Source organism: Microvirgula aerodenitrificans DSM 15089 (assembly GCF_000620105.1).
Taxonomy (GTDB): Bacteria; Pseudomonadota; Gammaproteobacteria; order Burkholderiales; family Aquaspirillaceae; genus Microvirgula; species Microvirgula aerodenitrificans.
The window spans coordinates 216,087-239,476 of the sequence record NZ_JHVK01000005.1; the positions used below are offsets into that span (position 1 = coordinate 216,087).

At 66.2% G+C, this 23,390-nt stretch carries 23 protein-coding genes; 9 read left to right on the forward strand and 14 right to left on the reverse strand.

The features are described from left to right. Positions 1-61: 61 nt before the first annotated feature. A complete protein-coding gene (locus Q352_RS0107955) occupies positions 62-1,471 on the forward strand; it encodes a PhoH family protein (protein WP_028498894.1) in 1,410 nt (469 codons plus the stop codon). Between the two features lie 46 nt (positions 1,472-1,517). On the opposite strand, the gene Q352_RS0107960 is transcribed toward Q352_RS0107955, so the two are convergent. From Q352_RS0107960 to Q352_RS0107975, 4 genes are all read right to left on the reverse strand, one after another. Continuing rightward, positions 1,518-2,072, reverse strand: coding sequence for a DUF2628 domain-containing protein (locus Q352_RS0107960; protein WP_028498895.1), 555 nt, complete (start codon positions 2,070-2,072; stop codon positions 1,518-1,520). A 106-nt stretch (positions 2,073-2,178) separates the two neighbouring features. Further along, the gene (locus Q352_RS0107965; protein ID WP_028498896.1) at positions 2,179-2,781 is read right to left on the reverse strand and encodes an IMPACT family protein; all 603 of its coding nucleotides are present in this window, start codon (positions 2,779-2,781) and stop codon (positions 2,179-2,181) included. A 7-nt stretch (positions 2,782-2,788) separates the two neighbouring features. Beyond that, the gene (clsB, locus tag Q352_RS0107970; protein WP_028498897.1) at positions 2,789-3,955 is read right to left on the reverse strand and encodes a cardiolipin synthase ClsB; all 1,167 of its coding nucleotides are present in this window, start codon (positions 3,953-3,955) and stop codon (positions 2,789-2,791) included. Further along, positions 3,952-4,722 carry an endonuclease/exonuclease/phosphatase family protein gene (locus Q352_RS0107975; protein WP_036385633.1) on the reverse strand — a complete coding sequence of 257 codons (771 nt, stop codon included), beginning with the start codon at positions 4,720-4,722 and terminating at the stop codon, positions 3,952-3,954. The genes clsB and Q352_RS0107975 overlap by 4 nt, the downstream gene beginning before the upstream one ends. A gap of 265 nt (positions 4,723-4,987) precedes the next feature. Here Q352_RS0107975 and Q352_RS0107980 point away from each other — a divergent pair, with 265 nt between their 5' ends. The 3 genes from Q352_RS0107980 (at position 4,988) to Q352_RS20255 (ending at position 8,198) form a co-directional block, all read left to right on the forward strand. Beyond that, positions 4,988-5,206 carry a DUF6434 domain-containing protein gene (locus Q352_RS0107980; RefSeq protein ID WP_028498899.1) on the forward strand — a complete coding sequence of 73 codons (219 nt, stop codon included), beginning with the start codon at positions 4,988-4,990 and terminating at the stop codon, positions 5,204-5,206. A gap of 551 nt (positions 5,207-5,757) precedes the next feature. Beyond that, a complete protein-coding gene (locus tag Q352_RS0107985; RefSeq protein ID WP_028498900.1) occupies positions 5,758-6,378 on the forward strand; it encodes a response regulator transcription factor in 621 nt (206 codons plus the stop codon). Beyond that, positions 6,375-8,198, forward strand: coding sequence for an ATP-binding response regulator (locus Q352_RS20255; protein ID WP_051528770.1), 1,824 nt, complete (start codon positions 6,375-6,377; stop codon positions 8,196-8,198). Before Q352_RS0107985 ends, Q352_RS20255 begins: the two co-directional genes overlap by 4 nt. An 83-nt stretch (positions 8,199-8,281) precedes the next feature. Here the strand turns inward: Q352_RS20255 and Q352_RS24270 are convergent, their stop codons facing one another. The 9 genes from Q352_RS24270 to Q352_RS22765 form a co-directional block, all read right to left on the reverse strand. Beyond that, a complete protein-coding gene (locus Q352_RS24270) occupies positions 8,282-10,309 on the reverse strand; it encodes an FIST N-terminal domain-containing protein (RefSeq protein WP_028498901.1) in 2,028 nt (675 codons plus the stop codon). A gap of 122 nt (positions 10,310-10,431) precedes the next feature. Beyond that, on the reverse strand, positions 10,432-10,860 hold the full coding sequence (gene nudB, locus Q352_RS0108000; RefSeq protein WP_028498902.1) for a dihydroneopterin triphosphate diphosphatase: 429 nt from the start codon (positions 10,858-10,860) through the stop codon (positions 10,432-10,434). 18 nt (positions 10,861-10,878) lie between these two features. Continuing rightward, the gene (locus Q352_RS22240; protein ID WP_051528771.1) at positions 10,879-11,691 is read right to left on the reverse strand and encodes a BUD32 family EKC/KEOPS complex subunit; all 813 of its coding nucleotides are present in this window, start codon (positions 11,689-11,691) and stop codon (positions 10,879-10,881) included. A gap of 86 nt (positions 11,692-11,777) precedes the next feature. Continuing rightward, positions 11,778-12,410 (reverse strand): response regulator transcription factor, encoded by a 633-nt coding sequence (locus Q352_RS0108010; protein ID WP_028498903.1) that lies wholly within the window; start codon positions 12,408-12,410, stop codon positions 11,778-11,780. After that, positions 12,397-13,776, reverse strand: coding sequence for a mechanosensitive ion channel family protein (locus Q352_RS20265; protein WP_051528772.1), 1,380 nt, complete (start codon positions 13,774-13,776; stop codon positions 12,397-12,399). The genes Q352_RS0108010 and Q352_RS20265 overlap by 14 nt, the downstream gene beginning before the upstream one ends. A gap of 77 nt (positions 13,777-13,853) precedes the next feature. Continuing rightward, positions 13,854-14,537 (reverse strand): lipoprotein-releasing ABC transporter ATP-binding protein LolD, encoded by a 684-nt coding sequence (gene lolD, locus Q352_RS0108020; protein WP_028498904.1) that lies wholly within the window; start codon positions 14,535-14,537, stop codon positions 13,854-13,856. Continuing rightward, positions 14,530-15,771: a lipoprotein-releasing ABC transporter permease subunit gene (locus Q352_RS0108025; protein ID WP_028498905.1), complete on the reverse strand. Its 1,242-nt coding sequence runs from the start codon at positions 15,769-15,771 to the stop codon at positions 14,530-14,532. Before Q352_RS0108025 ends, lolD begins: the two co-directional genes overlap by 8 nt. Then, complete coding sequence (locus Q352_RS0108030; protein ID WP_028498906.1) at positions 15,768-15,995, reverse strand: hypothetical protein; 228 nt, start codon at positions 15,993-15,995, stop codon at positions 15,768-15,770. The genes Q352_RS0108025 and Q352_RS0108030 overlap by 4 nt, the downstream gene beginning before the upstream one ends. After that, a complete protein-coding gene (locus Q352_RS22765; protein ID WP_244879565.1) occupies positions 15,995-17,500 on the reverse strand; it encodes a C40 family peptidase in 1,506 nt (501 codons plus the stop codon). Before Q352_RS22765 ends, Q352_RS0108030 begins: the two co-directional genes overlap by 1 nt. A gap of 206 nt (positions 17,501-17,706) precedes the next feature. Here Q352_RS22765 and Q352_RS0108040 point away from each other — a divergent pair, with 206 nt between their 5' ends. From Q352_RS0108040 to mnmA, 5 genes are read left to right on the forward strand one after another with little or no spacing between them, the layout of a single operon-like run. Beyond that, entirely contained in the window at positions 17,707-19,392 is a 1,686-nt protein-coding gene (locus Q352_RS0108040; protein ID WP_028498907.1) for an ABC1 kinase family protein, read from the forward strand. Continuing rightward, positions 19,389-20,210, forward strand: coding sequence for a secretin N-terminal domain-containing protein (locus Q352_RS0108045; RefSeq protein WP_028498908.1), 822 nt, complete (start codon positions 19,389-19,391; stop codon positions 20,208-20,210). The genes Q352_RS0108040 and Q352_RS0108045 overlap by 4 nt, the downstream gene beginning before the upstream one ends. Before the next feature lie 60 nt (positions 20,211-20,270). Further along, positions 20,271-20,747, forward strand: coding sequence for an NUDIX hydrolase (locus tag Q352_RS0108050; RefSeq protein WP_028498909.1), 477 nt, complete (start codon positions 20,271-20,273; stop codon positions 20,745-20,747). Positions 20,748-20,798: 51 nt separating this feature from the next. Continuing rightward, the gene (locus tag Q352_RS0108055) at positions 20,799-21,359 is read left to right on the forward strand and encodes a hypothetical protein (RefSeq protein ID WP_244879566.1); all 561 of its coding nucleotides are present in this window, start codon (positions 20,799-20,801) and stop codon (positions 21,357-21,359) included. Then, complete coding sequence (gene mnmA / locus Q352_RS0108060; RefSeq protein ID WP_028498911.1) at positions 21,356-22,432, forward strand: tRNA 2-thiouridine(34) synthase MnmA; 1,077 nt, start codon at positions 21,356-21,358, stop codon at positions 22,430-22,432. The genes Q352_RS0108055 and mnmA overlap by 4 nt, the downstream gene beginning before the upstream one ends. Positions 22,433-22,436: 4 nt before the next feature. Here mnmA and Q352_RS0108065 read toward each other — a convergent pair whose 3' ends face one another. Then, positions 22,437-23,300 (reverse strand): DMT family transporter, encoded by an 864-nt coding sequence (locus Q352_RS0108065; RefSeq protein WP_028498912.1) that lies wholly within the window; start codon positions 23,298-23,300, stop codon positions 22,437-22,439. Positions 23,301-23,390 lie beyond the last annotated feature (90 nt).

Sequence of the window (23,390 nt, forward strand, 5' to 3'; positions counted from 1 at the left end):
GGCCGGATGCGACCGCCGGTTCCAAAGGTGCCCATTGCCACCTGTCATCGAGGACGCTGCCATGCCAAGAAAAAAATCCGCCCCATCCTCCGCTGCCAAGCTGTTCGTTCTCGACACCAATGTGCTGATGCACGACCCGACCTCGCTGTTCCGTTTCGACGAGCATGACCTGTTCATCCCCATCATTACGCTGGAGGAACTTGACGGCCACAAGAAGGGCATGAGCGAAGTGGCCCGCAACGCCCGTCAGGCCAGCCGTTTTCTCGACGAACTGGTCGGCGGTTTTACCGGTGATATCGACGACGGCATCCCGCTGAGCGAGAAGAGCCAGGGAGCGGCAACCGGGAAGCTGGTGCTGCAGACCCAGGCCATCGACGGGGCGCTGCCGGCCAGTCTGCCGGTCGGCAAGGCCGACAACCAGATTCTCAGTATTGTCATGGCGCTGCACACCGCGCAGCCCGGTCGCGAAGTGGTTCTGGTGTCGAAAGACATCAATATGCGCATCAAGGCGCGCGCTCTGGGTCTGGCGGCCGAGGACTACTTCAACGACAAGGTGCTGGAAGACACCGACCTGCTGTACACCGGCACCCGCGAGATCGACACCGCCTTCTGGGACCGCAACGGCAGCCGGCTGGAAAGCTGGCAGGACGGCAATCGCACCCGTTACCGGGTCAGCGGGCCGGATGTGCCTGACCTGTACCTGAACGAGATGCTGTGGCACGAAGGCGAACAGCCGTTCACCGCCCGGGTGACCGACATCGCCGGCAAGACCGCCGAACTGGTCACGCTGCGCGACTTCAGCCACCAGAAGAACAATGTCTGGGGCATTGTCGCCCGCAACCGCGAGCAGAACTTCGCGCTGAATCTGCTGATGGATCCGGACATCGACTTCGTCACCCTGCTCGGCCAGGCCGGCACCGGCAAGACGCTGCTGACGCTGGCGGCCGGGCTGACACTGACGCTGGAACAGAAGCGCTACTCGGAGATCATCATGACCCGGGTCACGGTGCCGGTCGGCGAGGACATCGGTTTCCTGCCCGGCACCGAGGAAGAAAAGATGGCGCCGTGGATGGGGGCACTGGAGGACAACCTCGACGTGCTGAACAAGTCCGATGACGACGGCGGCGACTGGGGCCGCGCCGCCACCCGCGACCTGATCCGCAGCCGCATCAAGGTCAAGAGCCTGAATTTCATGCGCGGCCGCACCTTCCTGAACAAGCTGCTGATCATCGACGAGGCGCAGAACCTGACGCCGAAGCAGATGAAGACGCTGATCACCCGTGCCGGCCCCGGCACCAAGGTGGTGTGTCTGGGCAATATCAGCCAGATCGACACGCCGTATCTGACCGAGGGCAGTTCCGGCCTGACCTATGTGGTCGACCGCTTCAAGGGCTGGGCGCACAGCGGCCACGTGACGCTGGCGCGCGGCGAGCGCTCGCGGCTGGCCGACCACGCCGGAGAGGTACTGTAAGCCGGGACGGCCGCCACGCCTTCCCGGACGCGGCGGCCGGCCTCGCTCAGGCTGAGAGCGGATAAAGCATCAGCGGGATGACATGCAGGGAAAGCGCAAAAAAGAAAAACAGCAGGCCGAAAACCGCCCAGAGATTGGTACTGCCCTGGCGTGCCAGTTCTGCCCAGGCCTGCTCCGGTTCGTATCTGGCCTGGATATCTGCGATCCGGCGCTTCACATGCCACTGATAGAGGCGCATGCCCAAGGCCCCGAGCAGGATGGCGAAGAACAGACGGACTCCACTCTGGGCCAGCACCATCCCCCTGAAGTCATCGGCAAGCATGATCCTGAACCCTGCATCCAGCATGAGCACGATGCTCATGACGCACCAGGCTTGCTGATACATTTTTCGATAGCCAAGCCACAGAAAGCTGAAAAGAAACGCGGGCCAGCTCCACCCCAGTTTCAGTGGCCGGTGTTCAGCCCGATCCCATGACTGGCGGATGAAATCGTAATACAGATCGACAAATAACCGCTCTGCCTCACGGCCGGCCGGTACCTCGGCAGAGGATTCTGCTGCGTCAGCGACAATTGCCGTGCCGCAATGGGAGCAAGACGCCATCAAACTGATCCTGTCGCGACGGTGACCAGGCAGCCGACCGTCTGAGTCATTGAGAACCGGCCAGCTTACCATTCAGGATATTTGCAGCCAAACCGAAAACCGCACGTCATTGATCGGCAACAGGGGTTTCATGCCGGATGACGATCCGTCCCTGCGTCGCATCGGTCAGCGCACGGCAGAACGCCGCTTCGGCCGTCGCCGGCACGCTGACCGCCAGCCGCAACTGCGTGCCGGGTTCGGCCTGCAGCAGGGCTGCGCCGTACTGCTGGCACACATGGCGCACGCGCGATTCCAGCGCAAACGCCAGTTCCAGCCACAGGGCGGACATCGCCACCGGCGCCACCAGTCCGGCTGTGGCCAGGGCATCGCTGACCGCCTTGCCATAGGCGCGCACCAGCCCGCCGGCACCGAGCTTCACGCCGCCGAAGTCGCGCGCGACGATGGCGACGGCATTGCCGATATCCTTGTGCATCAGCACGTTCAGGATCGGCTTGCCGGCGGTGCCGGACGGCTCGCCATCATCGCTCATGCCGGCCTCGCCACCAGCCAGCAGCGCCCAGCAGCAGTGGCTGGCGGCCGGAAAACGCGCGCGCATTGCCGCCACCTCGGCCAGGGCTGCCGCCCGGTCGGCGACCGGCGCCACACGGGCGTGAAAGCGCGATTTCCGGACCTCGAGCACGGCCTCGACCGCAGCGGACAGCATCAGCATCGGGCGCTCATTCCTTGCCGTAGTACTCGCCCAGACCGGCGATATTGATGGCGAAGCGCGAGAAACCGTAGCACAGCGTGGCCCAGCCGCGATGCCACCAGCGCGCCTTGCGCAGCATGTCGTGCCCGATCGGCAGGCTGTCGCGGCGGATGCGGCGCACGATGCTGGCCTGCAGCTCACGGGCGAACGCGTAGTTCCGCACCACCAGATTGGCCTCGCGCGCCAGACCGAGACTGAATGGGTCAATATTGCTCGACCCGACCGTCGACCACAGCGTATCGATCACCGCGACCTTGGCGTGCATGTAGCCGGCGCGGTACTCGTGGATCTGCACCCCGGCATCGAGAAACTGCTGGTACAGCCGGCGGGTCGCCCACTGCATGACCGGGTGGTCGGGCCGTCCCTGCAGCAGCAGTTCCACCCGCACCCCGCGCCGGGCAGCGGCCAGGATGGCGCGTCGCAGGCGCAGACCGGGCAGGAAATAGGCATTGGCGATCAGGATGTCCTGACGCGCGGCGCGGATTTCGCGCAGGTATTCGTTCTCGATCGACAGCCGGTGCTTGACGTTGTCGCGGACTACCAGCCGCGCATCCATCACGCCGACCCGCGCAGTCGCCGGCCGGCTCAGTTCGATCACCGGCCACACCTCGCCGCGCAGCAGCGCCAGATGCCGCCACAGCCCGCGCGTGGTCGCGCACAGCGGCGCCAGTACCGGTCCCTCGACCCGCACTGCATAGTCATAGCGGGCGGCATAGCCCGGTTCGGCATTGTCGCGATCGTCGTGCAGATTGATACCGCCGACAAAGCCGATCCGGCCGTCGATTACCGCCAGCTTGCGGTGCAGGCGGCGCAGGCGGTTGCGGCGCGGCAGCCAGGTAAAGCGGAATTTGCGGTAGAAGTGGAAATGGGCACCGGCCTCGGTCAGCAGCGCCACCCAGTCGGCGGGAAAGGTTCGCGAACCGAAGCCGTCGACCAGGATGCGCACTTCGACCCCGCGTCGCGCCGCCGCGACCAGCGCCTCGGCCAGCGGCCGCGTGGTGGTGTCGATGCGGAAGATATAGGTTTCCAGCTGGATATCGTGGCGGGCGCCATCTATCGCCGCCTTCAGCGCCGGAAAGAACTCATCGCCATTGCGCAGCAGGTCGACCCGGTTTCCGGGCAGGAACCGGCTCATTGCACCCGCTCCGCCGGCAGCAGTTCGGCTGACAGCGGCAGATGATCGGACAGACGCGACCACGGCGGGCCGGACAGCACCTCGGCACGGCTTACGCTGAGCCCGCGCACGTAGATGCGGTCGAGCCGCAGCAGCGGCAGGCGGGCCGGAAAGCTGCGGCCGTGGCGGCCATGGATTTCCTGGTGGACCTCGACCAGACCGAGCGCATCGGCGAACTCGCGATTGGCGCGCGCGCGCCAGTCATTGAAATCACCGGCCAGGATCAGCCCGTTGCCGGCCGGCACGGCATGGGCGATGTACTCGGCCAGCGCCGCCATCTGCTTGCGCCGGTCGCGGCCCAGCAGGTTCAGGTGTACGCACAGTGCGGTGACGTCGATCGGCCAGCCGGGCAGGCTCAGGTCACAGTGCAGCAGGCCCCGGCTTTCCAGCCGGTTGACCGAGATGTCGCGGTTGCACCACTGCCGGATCGGAAAGCGGCTGAGGATGGCATTGCCGTGATGGCCGTTGTCGTAGCCGGCATTGAGCCCGTATACCGCCTTCTGCGACAGCTTGCGTGCCAGGTAGTCGTGCTGCGGGATCGACGGAAAGGTTTCCAGTCGCTGGGCGCGCAGCAGGTTGCGTCCCTGCACTTCCTGCAGGAACAGCACGTCGGCGCCAAGCAGTTCCAGCTGCTGGGCGATCCCGGGCAGACTGACATGCCGGTTCAGCGGGCTCATGCCCTTGTGAATATTGAACGAAGCGATGCGCAGAGCGTTGACCGTTTGCATCAGGCACTAATCCGGTGACCTGCGGCGGAGATGCCGCGCCGGCACCACGCCGGCACCGATGGCATCGGCGGCGGACAGCGCAGTCCCGGGTGAACTTTCGCCCTGCGCGAACACAGCGGTATTCGCGCCTGGCAGGGTCTACATGGTAGCACCGCGCCTGCGGCGCAAGCCCCGTTGCATGGAAATTGTCCGCCAGCGCCACTTGCTGGTCAGCCGCGAAAACGGTCAGTATGGATCAGGTGGCCTTTCGCCACGGGAGGAACGCATGAGTGATGCTTTCGACTGGCATGGTGGCCGGATCACCCGCCACACCCTGGTTGACGCGGCTTACCGCAATACCCGGAATGTGCGCCGCTTCATGCTGGCCCAATGCGGGGCCAGCTTTCGCTTCGACCGTGACTTCATGGCCTGGATCCGGAACGGCGAGCGCAAGACCATGGGTGGGGTGGCAGAGGAATGGCTGGGACGGCACCCGCCCCCGTGATCCTGTTCATCACCTTCGCCCGTCAGACGCGTCGCCCGCGTCCGATGCGGCGCCAGAATGCCACCGGGCCGGCGAGAAAACCCCGCACCTGCCGGCAGCCGGCGGCAGGCGGGTCTCCTGCGGTCGCGACGACCGCCGCGGCAGCCTGCCCGCGGGCAGGGGGTGCCCCCTGCCCTGCCCAAGCCACATTGACCCAGACCAGCACCCCGAGCAGCATCACTGCAGCAAGCAGCGACCCATGACGGCGCCACCAGTATCGCCCCGGCATCAGTGCCTGCCTTTCCCGGCAATATGCGGTTTCGCAAGCGAACATGCCGCCAGCCGCCTGGTGAAAAAAGACATCGGAAAATCCTCTGGATGGAAAATCGCTGATGGCAGCGGCCGATCGGCCATGCCGTATCAATACCAAAATTATCAATCAAGCATTTGTCATTGGTAAATAATCCAATCCGATTAGGGCTAGTCTATTTTGCTTAGTGGCGGCAATTCCCCTTGCCGCAGTCAGCGGACGCGACTATTTTCCCTGCATTCATCATGATGCCTGGGTATCCATGCCGCGCGCGCGCCTGCTGTTGATCGACGACCACACCCTGTTCCGTACCGGCCTGCGGCTGGTGCTGGCGGACTGCCCGCTGCTGGGGGAAATTTTCGAGGCAGGTTCGATCATGGAGGCGGTGCAGACGCATGGCACGATGCCGGTGGACATCATCCTGCTCGATATCCAGCTGCCGGGTCTGAACGGACTGGACGGCGTGCGGGTCCTGCTGCGCTACTTCCGCTCGGCGCGCATCCTGGTCGTGTCCGGCAGTACCGACAATGCTGCGGCCCAGGCCGCAGAGGTTCCCGGGGTCGTCGGCTTTCTGTCGAAATCAGCCACGGCCGGGGAAATCGAGGAAGCGATCGCCTGCTGCCTGCGCGGCGAGCGCCATTTCCCGCAGGATGCCGCCAGCCCGGCCACCCCCAGTCCCCAGGGGGCACTGACGCCGCGCCAGCTCGAGGTACTCGGTCAGCTCTGCCTCGGCCGTTCGAACAAGGTCATCGCTCATCATATGGGGCTGTCGGAAAACACCATCCGCGTCCATGTCGCCGCCATTCTCGATCATCTGGGGGTCTTCAGCCGGACCGAGGCGGTGCTCGAGGCCATGAACCGTGGTCTGGTGCAGAAGCCATGATCCGCTGCCCGTGGCCCCGCTTCGACGAACCGCGCCTGCTGGCCGCGCAAATGGCGCTGATCGACCAGAGTTTCGGCATGGCCATGCTCGGCTGCAGCATGGCCGCGCTGTTGCTGGCCATGAGCATCGTCCTGTCCGGCGGTGGCCATGCGGTCGGCGGGTGGGCGGCGGCCATGGCCGTGGCCTGCGGCATCGGCCATTACGGCCGCCGGCTGTTTCCGGCGCGCACCAGCGAGGAACAGGCATGCGGTTATGCCACGGCGCTGACCCTGTTGCTGACCGTTCTTGGCGGTTTGTGGGGGCTTGCGGGCTGGCTGTATCTGGACTTGCGCTTTCCGCCCAGCGCCGTCTGCCTGCTGTCGCTGATTGCCGGCATGAGTTCGGCGGCCCTGTCGATTTTCTCGCCCTGCCTGCCGCTGGCCGTCGGCTTCCTGCTGCCGGCCATCCTGCCGGTCTGGGGCGTGTTTCTGGTTTCGGACAATCCGCACTACCAGCCGCTGCAGCTCGGCGTTCCGCTGTACCTGCTGGCGTTGCTGGTGTTCGCATACAATTACTGGCGCGGTGCGCGGCGCTCGATCCAGCTGCGTTTCGAGAATATCGAGCTGGTTGCGCAACTGCACCGGCAGACCGAACTGGCCGAAGAGGCCAACCGGGCCAAGTCGGTCTTCCTGGCCTCGGCCAGCCATGACCTGCGCCAGCCGCTGCACGCGCTCGGCCTGTTCGTGGTGTCGCTGGGCCGCACGGCACTGAGCGAAAAACAGCGCGAGCTGCTGGACCATATCGAAGCCTCCTCGGCCGCCGCCCGCGAAATGCTGAATACGCTGCTGGATTTCTCCAAGCTGGAAGCCGGCGTTATCGAGGCCAGGCCCCGGCCGTTCCGGCTGCAGCCGATGCTGCGCAAGCTGGAGAACGAGTTCGCGCCACAGGCCGACGGCAAGGCGCTGATCTACCGCACCCGCGACACGACCGGCGTGGCCAATGCCGACCCCGGTCTGGTCGAGCTGATCCTGCGCAACCTGATTGCCAATGCCATCCGCTATACCAGCGAGGGCGGCCTGCTGGTCGGCTGCCGCCTGCGCGGCAGCGAACTGGCGATCGAGGTCTGGGATACCGGCGCCGGCATCCCGGCCTCGCAGCACCGGGAAATTTTCAGGGAATTCCACCAGCTCGGCAATCCGGAACGCGATCGCCGCAAGGGGCTCGGACTCGGGCTGGCCATCGTCGACGGGCTGACGCGCACCATGGGGGTGCGGGTGGAGCTGGCCTCCGTGCCGGCACGCGGTTCGGTATTCCGTCTGTTCCTGCCGCAGGCCGGCACCGAGCAAGCAGTTGCCGAAACCGTGCCGGCCGCGTCCGGACTGCCGTCCCTGCAGGGCCGGCGCATTCTGGTCGTCGACGACGATCCTGCCGTCCGCACGGCCATGACCGGACTGCTGGCCGGCTGGGGCAGTCAGTGCCTGGCGGTCGAGTCGGTTCAGGAGGCCGCCGACTGCCTGGACGGGTTCACGCCGGAGCTGGTGATCGCCGACTACCGGCTGCGCGGACAGCAGACCGGCCAGCAGGCGCTGGAAGCGATTTTCGCCCGCCTCGGCCAGTCGCTGCCGGCCGTGATCCTGACAGGCGACACCGCACCGGACCGGCTGCGCGATGCCCGTGCCAGCGGCGCGTTCCTGCTGCACAAGCCGGTCGATACCGATGTACTGCTCCTGACCCTGGCACGACTGCTCGAACGCCGGCAGGGCCTGCGCCCGGGCATGCTGGAGGGTTCATCCGCCCATTTCTGGTATCTGCCGGCAGCAAAGGACGAAAACCCGGCCTGAACCGGGTGGCTGATGACGGGCGGGCGCTCACGGCCTGAGCCTGTCCGGCCGGGCCGCCGCCGGGCTGCGGCGGCCCTCGCCGTTCAGGAACGCGTCAGCGCTTTCAGCGTATCGGCCACCACGCGGGTATGAGCGGCGGTTTCCGAAGTGCGGCCACTGGCGTTCTCGATGGTCTTCAGCATGCCGGCAATCGCTTCCACATCACCGGACTGCTTGTCGATCTTCTGCGCCACATCGCCGATGCTGCCGGTCAGCGTGGCGATGTCCGAACCGATTTCGCCGGCGCTGTTGCGCGTCTGCTCCGCCAGCCGGCGCACCTCGTCGGCCACCACGGCAAAACCGCGTCCGGCCTCGCCGGCCCGGGCCGCCTCGATCGCCGCATTCAGCGCCAGCAGGTTGGTCTGATCGGAAATCTGCTGGATGATCGCCACCACGCCGCGAATGCGGCTGCTGGCCTCGCCCAGGTTTCTGGCGCTTTCGGCGGCATTGGCCGCTTCGCGGGCCAGCACGTCCACGGTGTCGCTGGCTTCGCGCACGGTGGCTTCCTGCTCGCCGACCTGCGAGGTGAGACCTTCCACCGACGTGTACAGATCCTGCGAGCAGTTTTCCATCTGGCTGGCAGTCTCGATGCGCTGGCTGTGCGCCTGCTGCAGCGCGGCGCCGAGGTCGTTGAGACCGATCGCCACCGCCCGCATCCGCTTGTCGAAAATCTCGGGGTCCAGCTGCTCGCCGAAGCGCTGGTGCTTGTACTCGGTGAGCTGCTGCTCCATCACCCGCGACAGCCCTGACAGCTTGCCGACCTGACGATGCAGGAAAAAGGCCTTGAAACGCCCGTAGTGGGCGACGAAATTGTCGACGTAGTTGTCGCGGAAGGTCGTGCCGGGCGGCACGCGGAAGAAAAAGACCGCCGTCAGCGTCTGGTTCAGGTTCAGGCCGAGAATTTCGCCGAAGGTGGAAAAGCCGGCCAGATGTTCGCAGTCGAACACGCCGCCGAGTCCGGCCAGTTCCTTGCCGTTGTTCAGCCGGCGCAGGATGCAGTCGTTGAGGATGCCGGCCAGCGGTGCGCCGGGCTTGCCCTGCATGAAGGTCCGGAAATCCCGGATTGTGCCCTCGACGAAGCCGGTACGCCGCACCATCAGCAACTCTTCCCCCGGCGCAATGTCGCAGAAGAAATGGACGCAGCCGCGCTCGGCATCGATCTGCGAGATCGAGCGGACATACAGCTCGTCGCCGACGCGGATGGCGAACGAGTAGTCGGCCAGTTTTTCGTCCAGCGCCCGCGGTTCACAGCGGAAATGCTCGCACAGCGCCTCGACGAACGGCACCATCCGCCCGCTGCCGTTGATGACGTGGCTGATCTCGCGCCGGGCCAGCGACGCGCGGATCACGTGGAAACGGGTATCGGTCGGTTCGAAGTTCTGGCTCTTCAGCACACCGAAGCGGATGCCCTTGCTGATTTTCAGGAACACAACCACTGCGTGGTTCTCGAGCTTGCGCTTGCCGTCGTGAATCCAGGTATGGGTGAAGTCCAGCTTGCCGCCGGCCGAGCCGCCGACGAACAGGCACGGGAAACGGCCCGAGTCGTACAGCGCTTCCATGAAGAACGATTCCGACGCGGACAGCCCGTCGATCATCACATAGGCCAGCGTGTCCCGATGGTCGATGTCGATGTCGACATTCAGCATATCGATCGACTGGCGGATCTTCGCCACCCGCTCCTCGATCGGCAGCGTGATCTGTCCGCCGCGACGCAGGTCCTCGCTGCCCAGCGGCACCGAGACCAGTTGCGCACGCTCGACCAGCGTCGCGTCAAAACACTGGACGACAATGCGGTCCCAGCGATCGCCGGTCTGGCAGTACAGGCCGCCCGTGCTCGAGCACAGCTCACCAGCGGTCGAGCTCAGGATGACCGGTACGCCGGGAAAGCGCCCGGTAATCTGGCTTGCCACTGCGTCGATATCGACATGCGGCGACACGTAGACGGACACGAAGGTCGGCGCGGCGCCAAGGCCGGACAGCGCGGCAGCCAGCCCGGAGGAACCGGTTTCCAGCGTGACCACGCCACTCTGTGTCTTCGCCAGGGAGTGCTTGAAGCGGTTGAAAACATTCATGTATGCATCTCACAAACGGGACAGCCGCTGAGCCATCGGCCGCCACCGGGGTTTCGGCGCCATTCGCCACTCATTCAGCATACGCCGTCAACCGGCACAACAACAGTTTCTGGCCGATATGCCTAGCACCCGGCCAGGGTGCGGATCGCCTCGGCATTCGACGGCGAGAACGCCAGTCCGGCCGCCTCGCGCCAGTCCAGCCAGCGCCAGGCGACGTGCTCGCGCGGCGCCAGCGTCGGCGTGACCGCATCGGCCACGCACAGCGTGAACACGTGTTCGGTATTGTGGGTCACGCCCGGCGCGTAGCGGTGGCGCCAGCGCGGGTAGATTTCCCAGACAGTGTGCCGCCGGCAATCGGTCAGCACGCCGTCACGGATACCGGTTTCTTCCGCCACTTCGCGGCGCGCGGCCCCGGCCAGATCCTCACCGGCCTCGACGCTGCCGGTCACTGACTGCCAGTAGCCGGGCGCATCGGCGCGCTCGATCATCAGTACGCGCAGATCAGGGGTATGGATGACGACCAGAACGGAGACCGGATGCTTGTAGTCCATGCGAGCCTTTCAGTCGTGTCAGTCGTGGCCGATATCGGCGCGGCATGCCGCCAGGGTGCGGGCGATCGCCCTGACCCGCCGCGCTTCTTTCGGTGCCGTGCGCGCCAGCAGTGACGAGCGCGCCAGCCAGCCGACCAGCGGCAGCGCGCGCGACAGTACGGCGCGCACGGCAGCACCGGAGCGGCTGACGCACAGTGTCGACAGGGTATCGAAGTCGTCGTCGGACACGTAGCGGGTCACGCTGGACAGGAACAGCAGCACGTCGAAGCCCTGCAGCAGCGGCAGCGGCAAATAGCGGTCGTAGTCGGTCTCGAAGTCGATGCGGCCGAGGCGGCCTTCCGGGCCGAGGGTCAGGTTGCGCGCCTGGGCGCCGCCATGCCAGTGGCCGGCAGCATGAAAGTCGGTCAGGTCGGAGACCGCCAGCGTCAGCCAGCGCAGGCAGGCGGCGGGGTCGTCACGCGGATTCAGCTCGTCTTCCAGCGTCCAGCCGGCATCGCTCATGACGAAGGCGTCGCGATCGACGGCAAGAATTTCCGGCACCCGGCAGCCGGCGGCGTGCAGCGCAGCCAGCCGTACCGCCTCGACCGGCAGGCCGGCCGGATAGACGCGAGGCACGAACGGAACGCCGGGCGCGAGCTTGCGCCGCAGCCAGGGCGCATAGAGCGGAAAACAGCGGTCGCGCCAGCGCGGCGGCATCGCCTTCTTGACGAAGGCGTCCTGCGCCTGCCAGCGACAGGGCGACACCGGGCGGCGCCCGGTCAGCGCGGCGGTCACGGCGGACAGGTCGGCGCGGCGCGCCGACAGCAGATCGGAAACGGAAGAATCGGACATCACGGACCAACAGGGGGAAAACGGCTGCCCACCGGGCCGGCGACAGCGATGTGCAGCCCGTCCCGGCCGGCAGTCGGCATCAGGGTTTACTCGAGTGGCGGCCAGGAGGCCAGCAGGCCGGCCAGTTCGACGGCGGATTTGACCCCCATCTTCTCCAGCACGCGCGAACGGTGGACTTCGACCGTCTTGATGCTGATGTCCAGCGCCTCGGCGATCTGCTTGTTCAGCCGCCCGGCCAGCACATGCTGCATGACCTCGCGTTCGCGGTCGGTCAGCTGACGCAGCGCCGCATCGACCCGCTCGCGGCCGGCCCGCGCATTGCGGCGTTCGCTGTCGCGTTGCAGACAGTCGCCGACCCGCGCCAGCAGCACTTCGTCATCGAACGGTTTTTCCAGGAAATCCGCTGCGCCCATCTTCAGCGCGGCCACGGCCAGCGGCACGTCGGCGTGCCCGGTCAGAAACAGCACCGGCGGACAGCGGCCACCGGTCGTCAGCCGTTCGAACAGCACCAGGCCGCTGATGCCGGACAGACGCATGTCCAGCACCAGACAGCCGGCGGCGGCAACTACCTCCGGGCAGGCCAGCACGGCTTCGCCGGACTCGAAGGCGCGGACCCGGAAGCCATTGCCCTCGAACAGCCAGCTCAGCGCATCGCGCACCGCGTCATCGTCATCGACCAGCAGCACTTCGCGCTGCTGGCCGGCCTCACTTGCTTTCATCGGAAGCCTCCGTCCGGGGCGGCGCCGGCTGTGGCGCGACCGCCAGTTCACCGATTACGCGTACTTCTCGCTGCGGGAACGGCATTTCGATGCCGTTGGCCTTGAACTTGCGCCAGATGCCGAGGTTGATCGCCGACTTCGGACCGAACGAACCGTTTTCCGGGTCACCGATCCAGTAGCCGACCGTCAGCGTGATGCTGCTGTCGCCAAACGCGATCACATAGGCACCCGGCCCCGGGTCCTTCATCACTCGCGGTGCTTCCTGTGCGGCCTCGATCATCAACTGCATCGCCAGTTCCAGGTCGGTGTCGTAGGCCACGCCAACATCCTGGCTGACCCAGATCGCCCGATCGGAATACGAGGTATTGACGACGGTGTTCGCAATCATGGTGTCGTTCGGAATCAGCGCTTCGGTGCCGTCGGACTGGCGCAGGACCAGATAGCGCGAGGTGATCTCGCGGATCACGCCGGTCCGGTTGTCGACCACGATGCGGTCACCGATGCGCACCGACCGTTCCAGCAGGATGATAAAGCCGGACACGTAGTTGCTGGCGATCTTCTGCAGGCCGAAACCGAGGCCGACGCCCAGCGCCCCGCTGAATACCGACAGCACGGTCAGGTCGATGCCGACAATCGGCAGCGCGATCAGCACCGCGGCCACCATCAGGCCGGTGCGGATGATCTTGCTGATGACGATGCGGAAGCTCAGATCGAGATGGGACAGCTTCATCATCCGGCTGTCGATGATCCGGCTGACCCACAGCGCGACGAACACCACCACCGACACCCAGATCAGCGCATTGACGATCATGAACAGCGTCAGCCGGTTCTTGCCGATATGGAAGCTGACCGAATCCAGCCACTCGAACAGCGCGCCATCGAAGCCGAGCATGTAGGAAATAAAGCCGACCCAGAGAATGGCCGACAGCGTGTGTTCGGTGCCCTGCTCGATCTTGCCCTTCGGCAGCACGCTGCGCACCACCGCCGTCGCCACGCGGATCACCATCATCCAGAACAGCAGCACGGTGCCGATCAGCAGCACGCCGAAATGCGGCTGCTGGAACAGGCGGATATTGATCACGGCCGCCGCCGCGCACAGCAGTCCGGCCGACAGTGGCAGCACGATGCGCTGGCACAGATACGGCAGCAGCCGTTCCAGCCGCTGCGGGTTGCCGGCCAGCGCGCGCTTGCGCGTCCAGCGCGACACCAGCACGCCGAGATAGACGAAAGCCAGCACCAGCGCCAGTTCGGCCAGCCCGCGCGGTCGGGTCAGCAGGGCGACGATCAGGTCGAATTTGTCTGCCTGCGCCTCCATCAACCGGTCGATGGGCGCAGCGTACTGGCTGAGGGGATCGGGGGTGGGCATGCGGGGACAGGGGCTCCGTCAGGAATATCGTGTGAAAACAGGGAAAATGCGGCGCGCGGGGCCCCCGCGCGGCCGGTTCAGTCAGCGACGGCCGGCCGGAGCTGGCCGTCGTCGAGCCGGTAGATGCGGTCGGCGCGGGCGGCCAGTTCCATGTCGTGGGTGACGATGATCAGCGCCGTGCCGAGCCCCTGATTCAGCTCCAGCATCAGCGAGTACACACTTTCCGCGGTATGGCGGTCAAGGTTGCCGGTCGGTTCATCGGCCAGCAGGCAGGCCGGATGGGTGACCAGCGCCCGGGCAATGGCCGCGCGCTGGCGCTCGCCGCCGGACAGCTCGCCGGGACGGTGCGTCAGCCGGTGTCCGAGTCCGACCCGTTCCAGCATCGCGGCCGCCCGCTGCTCGGCCTCGGCCTGGTTCAGGCGCCGGATCAGCAGTGGCATGGCGACATTCTCCAGTGCGGAGAATTCGGGCAGCAGGTGGTGGAACTGGTAGACGAAGCCCAGCGACCGGTTGCGCACCACACCGCGCTCGCGTTCGCCAAGGGTGGCCAGATCCTGCCCGGCCACGCTGACGCGGCCGGTGGTCGGCGAATCCAGTCCGCCAAGCAGATGCAGCAGGGTCGACTTGCCGGAGCCGGAACTGCCGACAATGGCGATGCGCTCGCCGGCCGCCACATCGAGATCGATCCGGGTCAGCACCGGCGTTTCCAGCCCGGTATAGGTCTTGCCGAGTCCTTCGGCGCGCAGGACGGGTTCACTCATAGCGCAGGGCCTCCGCCGGTTGCATGCGCGCGGCGCGCCAGCTCGGGTACAGCGTGGCGAAGAAGGCCAGCAGCAGCGCGATGATGGCAATGGTCGACACATCGGCAAACTGCACGTCGCTGGGCAGATGGTCGATCATGTAGACGTCACTGGACAGCAACTTGGTACCGAGCACGGCTTCGATCACCGGCACGATCCGGTCCAGGTTCAGCGCGATCAGCACACCGCCGGCGACGCCGGACACGGTGCCGATCACCCCCGACAGCGCCCCCTGCAGCATGAAGATGCGCATGATCGACCCCGGACTGGCACCCAGCGTGCGCAGAATGGCGATATCGGCGCGCTTGTCGGTCACCACCATCACCAGGGTCGAGACCAGGTTGAAGGCGGCCACGGCGACGATCAGCGTCAGGATGATGGTCATCATGCGTTTCTCGATCTGCACCGCGCGGAAGTAGCTCGCGTTCATGTCGGTCCAGTCGGTCAGCACGACATTGTCCGGCACGCGCGCATACAGGTCGTGCTTGACCTGCGGCGCCTGCATCAGCTCGGTCAGCTTGACCCGGACGCCGGATACATTGCCGCCGAGACGGAACAGCCGTTGCGCGTCGGACAGGTCGATCATGGCAAAGCCGGAGTCGTATTCGAACATGCCGACCTTGAACAGGCCGGCCACGGTAAAGGTCTTCAGGCGCGGCAGCATGCCGGCCGGCGTGAACTGCCCTTCCGGCGTAATCAGGTTGACCTTGTCGCCAACGCCGACACCGAGGGCGCGCGCCATTTCCACCCCCATGACGATGCCGAAGCCACCCGGCTTGAGGTCGGTCAGCTTGCCGACCACCATGTGCTCGCCGACATCGACCACGCCAGGCTCCTGCGCCGGATCGATGCCGCGGATCAGCGCGCCGCGCACGCTGCCGGCCGACGACAGCAGGCCCTGGGCGTTGACGAACGGCGCCGTGGCGACCACGCGCGGATCACCAGCCAGTGCCTTCTGCACCAAGCCCCAGTCAGCCAGCTGGCCATTGACGCCGCTGGCTTCCAGGTGCGAGGCCACGCCGAGCATCTTGGTGCGGATTTCCTTCTGGAAACCGTTCATGACCGACAGCACGATAATCAGCGCCGCGACCCCGAGGGCAATGCCGATGACCGAGACCAGCGAAATGAAGGAGATGAAGCTTTCCTGCCGTTTGGCGCGCACGTAGCGCAGGGCAATCAGGGTTTCGAAGCTCATCGGGCGCTTTGATACGGGTTGACCAGCGCGCGCATCATGTCGGCCAGGAAATCGCGCACCTGGTTTTCATCGCAGCCCATCAGGACCGCGTCTTCGAACGCATCCTGGGCAACCTGGCGCAGCTCGGTCAGATTTTCGTTCATGACCTTGATCTTTTCCACGCAGGCGACCGGCTGGCCGTCCGGGGCAAGCCAGACGGGGAAAACGGGACCGCTGTCATTCATCACGAGGCTTTCTTGCTGTCGCCGTGGCCGGAAGCATGCTTGCCGGTCGCGGCATGGGACTTGGACTTCTTGTCGGCCGAGTCTGCGCCGGACTTCTTATCGTCGCCTTTCCTGGCCGATTTTTTGTCCGACTTGCCGTCGTCGGCCTTGCTGCACTCGGCTTCGGCCTGCTTGCGCTGCTTCGCGCTCAGGCCCTTCTTCGGCGGCGGGCAGGTCGGGCCGTCATCGGCCTTGCCGTGCTTGCCGGCCTTCTTCCCGGCTTTCTTGTCCGCTTCCTCGGCCTTGCTGCACTCGGCCTCGGCCTGCTTGCGCTGTTTCGCGCTCAGGCCCTTCTTCGGCGGCGGGCAGGTCGGGCCGTCATCGGCCTTGCCGTGCTTGCCGGCCTTCTTCCCGGCTTTCTTGTCCGCTTCCTCGGCCTTGCTGCACTCGGCCTCGGCCTGCTTGCGCTGTTTCGCGCTCAGGCCCTTCTTCGGCGGCGGGCAGGTCGGGCCGTCATCGGCCTTGCCGTGCTTGCCGGCCTTCTTCTCGGCCTTCTTGTCCGCTTCCTCGGCCTTGCTGCACTCGGCCTCGGCCTGCTTGCGCTGTTTTGCGCTCAGGCCCTTCTTTGGCGGCGGGCAGGTCGGACCATCGTCGGCCTTGCTGTTCTTGCCGGCCTTTTTCCCGGCCTTCGTGTCCGCTTCCTCGGCCTTGCGGCATTCGGCCTCGGCCTGCTTGCGCTGTTTTGCGCTCAGGCCCTTCTTTGGCGGCGGGCAGGTCGGGCCATCGTCGGCCTTGCTGTTCTTGCCGGCCTTTTTCCCGGCCTTCTTGTCCGCTTCCTCGGCCTTGCGGCATTCGGCTTCGGCCTGCTTGCGCTGTTTTGCGCTCAGGCCCTTCTTCGGCGGCGGGCAGGTCGGGCCGTCGTCGGTCTTGCTGTTCTTGCCGGCCTTTTTGCTGCTGTCCTCGACTGCCGACGACGCGATGACGATGTCCGGGCTCTTGCGCAGCCGGGTCCTGACCGGCGGCGGCGTCTCGCCGTCACCGGAGAAGCGGGCGATGGCATCACCGCCGCTGTCGCGCTTCTTCGACGAGCCCAGATCATCCAGCAGCTCGGCACTGGACACATTGCCCGCCCCACGCGCCACGCGCCGGGCGCCGTTGTAGCGGCTGGCCCAGTAGCCCGAGCTCATGTTGACGATTTCGATATTCTTGCCGGTACGCGGCGCATGGATGAACTTGTTGTTGCCGATGTACAGCCCGACGTGCGAGTTTGCAAACCCGCGCGTGTTGAAGAACACCATGTCGCCCGGGCGCAGTTCGTCGCGGCCGACCGACACGCCGAGGCGTGCCTGTTCCGCCGCAGTGCGCGGCATGTTGACGCCGGCGGACTTCTCGAAGATGTAGCGGATAAAACCGGAGCAATCGAAACCCTGGGTCGGCGAATTGCCGCCAAAGCGGTACGCTATGCCCATCAGGCTCATTGCCTGGAGGATCAGATCCCCCATCGCGTCCTCGCCCGGCGCGGACAAACGTGGCTCCTGGCGGTTCTGTGCGGCGGTGTTGCTCGCCCGCGCGGGCTCCGCAAGGGCAACGACGGAGCACGCCAACAGCAGGACGGCGGCGGTTCGGGCAATCAATTTCATGGGGGCCGAATGTAATCGACCCACCCCGCGCTGTAAAGACAACAGCCCGTGCTTATATACTTGGACGTCCTTCGACGGGTACCCGAAAACGCATGCTCAAAGAAACCTTCGTCGCCATGCGCGACCTGCCGCGCATGAAAGAAATCTCGGCCATTCTCATCCGGCATGGCCTGGGAGAATTCGCGCAGCGGCTGAAGCTGCCGCGCGTGGTCGAGAAGGGAATCGAGTGGCTGCATGTGCCGATGCCGTCCCCTGACGACTACATTCCGACCCCGGTCCGCCTGCGTCGCTCGCTGGAAGATCTCGGGCCGACTTTCATCAAGCTCGGCCAGATCCTCGCCACCCGGGTCGATGTGTTCCCGCCGGACTGGATCGCCGAATTCGAAAAGCTGCAGAGCGATGCGCCGGCGCTGCCGGAAGGCGATGTGACGCGGCTGGTGTCAGCGGCGCTCGGCATGCCGGTGGCCGAAGCATTTGCCGAATTCGACCCGCATCCGATCGGCGCGGCGTCGATCGCCCAGGTCCACCGCGCCATGCTGATGGACGGTACCCCGGTCGCAGTCAAGCTGCGCCGGCCGGGCATCGTCGACAAGATCGACGCCGACCTGCGCATCCTCGGTCACCTGGCGCGACTGATCGAACTGGAGTTCCCCGACATCCGCCGCTACCAGCCCGGCGAGATCGTCAATCAGTTCGCCAAGGCGCTGAAGCGCGAACTCAACCTGGCCGGCGAGGCGCGCAACATGGAGCGCTTCGCCCAGCATTTCGCCGGCGACCCGCATATCGTGGTGCCGAAGGTGTACTGGGCGCTGACCAACCCGACCATCAATGTGCAGGATTTCGTCGACGGCATTCCGGCCATGCGTCTGGACCTGGCCGAGGCGGCCGGGCTGGACCGCAAGCTGCTGGCACGACGCGGCGCCGACGCGGTGCTGAAAATGATCCTGCTCGACGGGCTGTTCCATGCCGACCCCCACCCCGGCAACGTGTTCTTTCTGGCGGAAAACCGCATCGTTTTCATCGATTTCGGCATGGTCGGGCGCTTGTCGCGCGATCGCCGCGACCAGCTGGCCGACCTGCTGTCGGCGCTGTCGCGCCGCGATGAACGCGGCGTCTACGACGTGCTGATCGACTGGACCGGCAGCGCCCAGGTCGACGACGACGGGCTGAAGGCCGATATCGCCGAGTTCCTGTTCCAGTACGACGGCCTGTCGCTGTCCGAACTGGACCTGACCCAGCTGATCAACGACATCATGGCCCTGATGCGCGAGCACTCGATCGTGCTGCCGGCCGACCTGTCGATGCTGTTCAAGGCGCTGATCACGCTGGAAGGCTTTGCGCGCCAGCTCGATCCCGATTTCAAGCTGGTCGCCCACCTGACGCCGTTCGTCCGCCACATCATTCTGGCGCGCTACACGCCGAAGGCCATCGCCGACAAGAGCGTGCGCGGGCTGCTGGACATGGTCGGCATGGTCGCCGATCTGCCGCGCGACATTTCGCGCCTGCTCGGCACCGCCCGGCGCGGCAAGCTGCGGCTGGATATCGACGTCAAGCGGCTGGACAGCTTCGGTCACCAGATCGACAAGAGTGCGAACCGGCTGACCATGGGCATCGTGACCGGTTGCCTGATCATCGGCTCCAGCATCGTCATGACCGTCAATGCCGGCCCGACGCTGTTCGGCCTGCCGGTGTTCGGCTTTTTCGGTTTCATGATCGCGTTTTTCAACAGCATCTGGCTGATCCTGTCCATCTGGCGGGCCGGCAAGGACCATGTATGACCCTGCGCACGCCCATCCTGACCTGGCTGACGGCCCTGCTGCTGGCCCAGGCCGCCATCGCCGCCCCGTCGCTGCGGACGCTGAAGCTGAAGCAGCAACGGGGTGAGGACGTGGCCGCCGCGCTGGAACCGCTGCTGGAGCCCGGCGAGCGCGTGGCCGGCCTGCCCGATGCAGTGGTGATCAGCGCCGAACCGATCCGCCAGGCCGAACTCGCCCGGCTGGTGGCCCAGCTCGACAGCCGGCGCCGGCAATGGCGGCTGGAAGTCGACACCTCGGCGCTGCTGCCGCGCCGGCACGCCGCCCCTGCCCGGCCGAACACCGGCCGGGTCGACATCGGCGTGTGGCGTCCCGGCGGCCATGGCCGGCCGGGTGTCGGGGTCGACATCGATGCCGGCGAGATTCCGCTTGGCAGTCGCCCGGCGGTCCCGGCCGACGACGGGCAGTGGCTGGTGGTGGCCGAAGGCGGCAAGGCCCGGGTCGATACCGGCCCGCTGCGGCCCGCCCACTGGGTGCTCGCCTACCCTGACGGCCGCTATTCGCCGCGCCAGCCGTGGCAGACCAGCGGCGGCGGTTTCTGGCTGCAGGCGCGCGCCGACGGCGACGAGGTGGTCCTGACGCTGGCCGTCAGCCCGGGCCAGTTACCGGCCGGCCGCAATGGCAATACGAGCAGTACCCGGGTGCGCGGACGGCCCGATGCCTGGCTGACGATCGCCAGCGTAGTGCACGAGGCCGACGGCAGCGACACCCTGGTGCTGGGTCAGGGTGGCAGCCGCTACGCGTCGACCGCCATGGTCCGCGTCCGCCTCACCCGCCCCTGAAGCTGCCCAGCGCTGGCCCCAGCCGGTATAATCCGTTTTTGTCCACGCAATCCGCCCGCTATGGCGCACCAAACCCAATGGAAACCGAACGCGACCGTTGCCGCGATTGTCGAACGCGACGGCCGCTTCCTGCTGGTCGAGGAACAGACCTCGGCCGGCTTGATGCTCAACCAGCCGGCCGGTCACTGGGAACAGGGCGAAACACTGCTCGCCGCCACCCGCCGCGAAGCCTATGAGGAAACCGGCTGGCATGTCGAGCCGACCGCGCTGGTCGGCATCTACGCTGCGCCGAAGCGCGACGAGCCCGAGCTGGTCTACTTGCGCTTCGCCTTTGTCTGCACCGCCCTCGACCATGATGCCGACGCCGTGCTGGATGACGGCATCGTCCGCCCGCTGTGGCTGACGGCTGAGGAAATCGCCGCCAGCGTCGACCGGCAGCGCAGTTCGCTGGTGTACCGCTGTGTGCAGGATTACCTGGCCGGACGCCGCTACCCGCTCGACCTGCTGACCCACACAGGTTTTCCCCCGGACCGCTGATGCCGTCCGTTCAGGGCCCCGCCCCCGACACCGCTCCCCGCTGGAGAACGCATGCCGCCGACCCGTGCCCTGCTGCCCGTGCTGCTGATGGTCCTGAATGCAGCCCTGCCTGCCGTTGCGTCCGCCGACGAGGCGTTGCCGCTGTGCTACGGCTACGGCTGCCGTGTCGACACCCGCTTTGCCGTCAGCACACCGCAGCAGGCGGAAGTGGCGCAGCTGTTTGCCCACGTCGCGACACCGGACGACGAACGCCGCGCCGTCTCGCAGGCCATCGGCCTGCTGGAACGGATCGCCGGCGAGCAGACGCCGATCCGGGACGACAAGGGCGGCAATTTCAGCGACGGGACGTCGCCGGGGCGGCGCGACTGCGTCGACCACAGCACCACCAATGCCGAATGGCTGCTGTGGCTGCGCGACAAGGGCTGGCTGCGGCTGCACACGCCGGCCGGCAAGGCCTGGCGCGCGCCATGGATAGTGGATCTGCACTACACCGCGGTAATGACCGATGCCGGTGGCCGGCAATGGGCGGTGGACAGCTGGTTTTTCGATAACGGACACGATGCGGCCGTGGTGCCGCTGGATGTCTGGATGAAAGGATATTCCCCGTCATGACGGAGAAAAAACGCATCGTCGTCGGCCTGTCCGGCGGCGTCGACTCGTCGGTGACCGCTCACCTGCTCAAGCAGCAAGGGCATGAAGTCATCGGCGTGTTCATGCAAAATTGGGAAGACGACAACGACGACGACTACTGCTCGATCAAGCAGGACTCGCTCGACGCCATGAGCGTGGCCGACCGGCTGGGCATCGACATGGAGATCGTCAACTTCGCCGCCGAGTACAAGGACCGCGTGTTCCAGTACTTCCTCGACGAGTATGCCGCCGGCCGCACGCCGAACCCGGACGTGCTGTGCAATGCCGAGATCAAGTTCAAGGCCTTTCTCGACTACGCCATGACCCTCGGCGCCGACTGTATCGCCACCGGCCACTACGCGCGCAAGCTGGAGCGCGACGGCCGGCATTACCTGCTCAAGGGCGTCGACCCGGGCAAGGACCAGAGCTATTTCCTGTACCGGCTGTCGCCGGCGCAGCTGTCGAAGTCGCTGTTCCCGCTCGGCGGGCTGCACAAGACCGAGGTCCGCCGCATCGCCGCCGGGATCGGCCTGCCGAATGCGGCCAAGAAGGACTCGACCGGCATCTGCTTTATCGGCGAACGCCCGTTCCGCGCCTTCCTGCAGCGCTACCTGCCGACCCAGCCCGGCCCGATGGTCACGCCGGAAGGCCGCACGGTCGGCGAACATCAGGGGCTGATGTACTACACCCTCGGCCAGCGCAAGGGCCTGAATATCGGCGGCGACAAGGCCGGCAATGGCGAGCCGTGGTTTGTCGCCGGCAAGGACATGGCCAGCAATACCCTGATCGTGGTCCAGGGCCACGGCCACCCGCTGCTGCTGAAACCGGTACTGGAAGCCTCGCAACTGAGCTGGACGCTCGGCGAGGCGCCGGCCGATGGCGACTATGCGGCCAAGAACCGCTACCGGATGAGTGATGCCGCCTGTCGCCTCGACACGCTGTCGCCGGAACGCATCCGGCTGACTTTCACCGACCCGCAATGGGCGGTGACGCCGGGCCAGTCGGCCGTCCTGTACGACGGCGACATCTGTCTCGGCGGCGGCGTCATCGTCTGAGCATTCAGCGCCGCGCCAGCACCACGCCGGCCGCCACCACGGCCATGCCGGCGATGGCCAGCGGCGTCAGCCGTTCGCCGAACAGGGCAAAGGCCATCAGTGCGGTGGTCGGTGGTGTCAGATAGAACAGGCTGGCGACGCCGACCGACTCGCCATGGCGGATCAGCCAGTTCAGCAGGCTGATCGCGCCGATCGACAGCACCAGCACCAGCCAGCCAAGCGCAAAGGCGAACGATCCGTTCCAGACGATGTGCATGGACTCGAACCATGGCGCGACAGCACCGGTCGCCAGCGCACAGGCGGTGAACTGCACCACGCCGCCGGTGCGCCAGTCGAAGTGCGGCACGAAGCGCTTCTGGTACAGCGTACCCAGGGTGATGCCGAACAGCGCGGCCACGACCGGCAGCAGCAGCGGCAGCATGTCGTGGCCGATGCTCAGCCGTGGCCAGACCGTCATCGTCACCCCGGCCAGACTCAGCAGCAGACCGGCCCACTGCCGCCGGCCGACCGGAGCCCGGAACCAGGCCGCCACCAGCACGGCGGTCAGAATGGGCTGCAGGCCCACCACCAGTGCCGTCAGCCCCGGCGACAATCCACGGGAAATGGCACTGAACACGCCGGCCAGATAGACCGCATGCACCAGCAGGCCGGTGACGGCCAGATGGGCGACCATGCGCCGGCTGTCCGGCCACGGCGCGCGCATGAGTAGCGCCAGCACGGTCAGCAGCAAGGCGGTACAGCCATAGCGCACCAGCAGGAACGTCAGCGGTTCGGCATAGGGCAGGCCGAACCTGGCGCCGATAAAGCCGGTACTCCACAGAATGACGAACAGAACGGGCCACAGCGGGCGCAACGCGGCAGAGGACATGACACAGGACCGGCAATGACGGCCGGCCATGGTAATGACATTGACCACAGACGGCGAGTGGCGAATCCCCTGCCCCGCAGCCATTTGCCT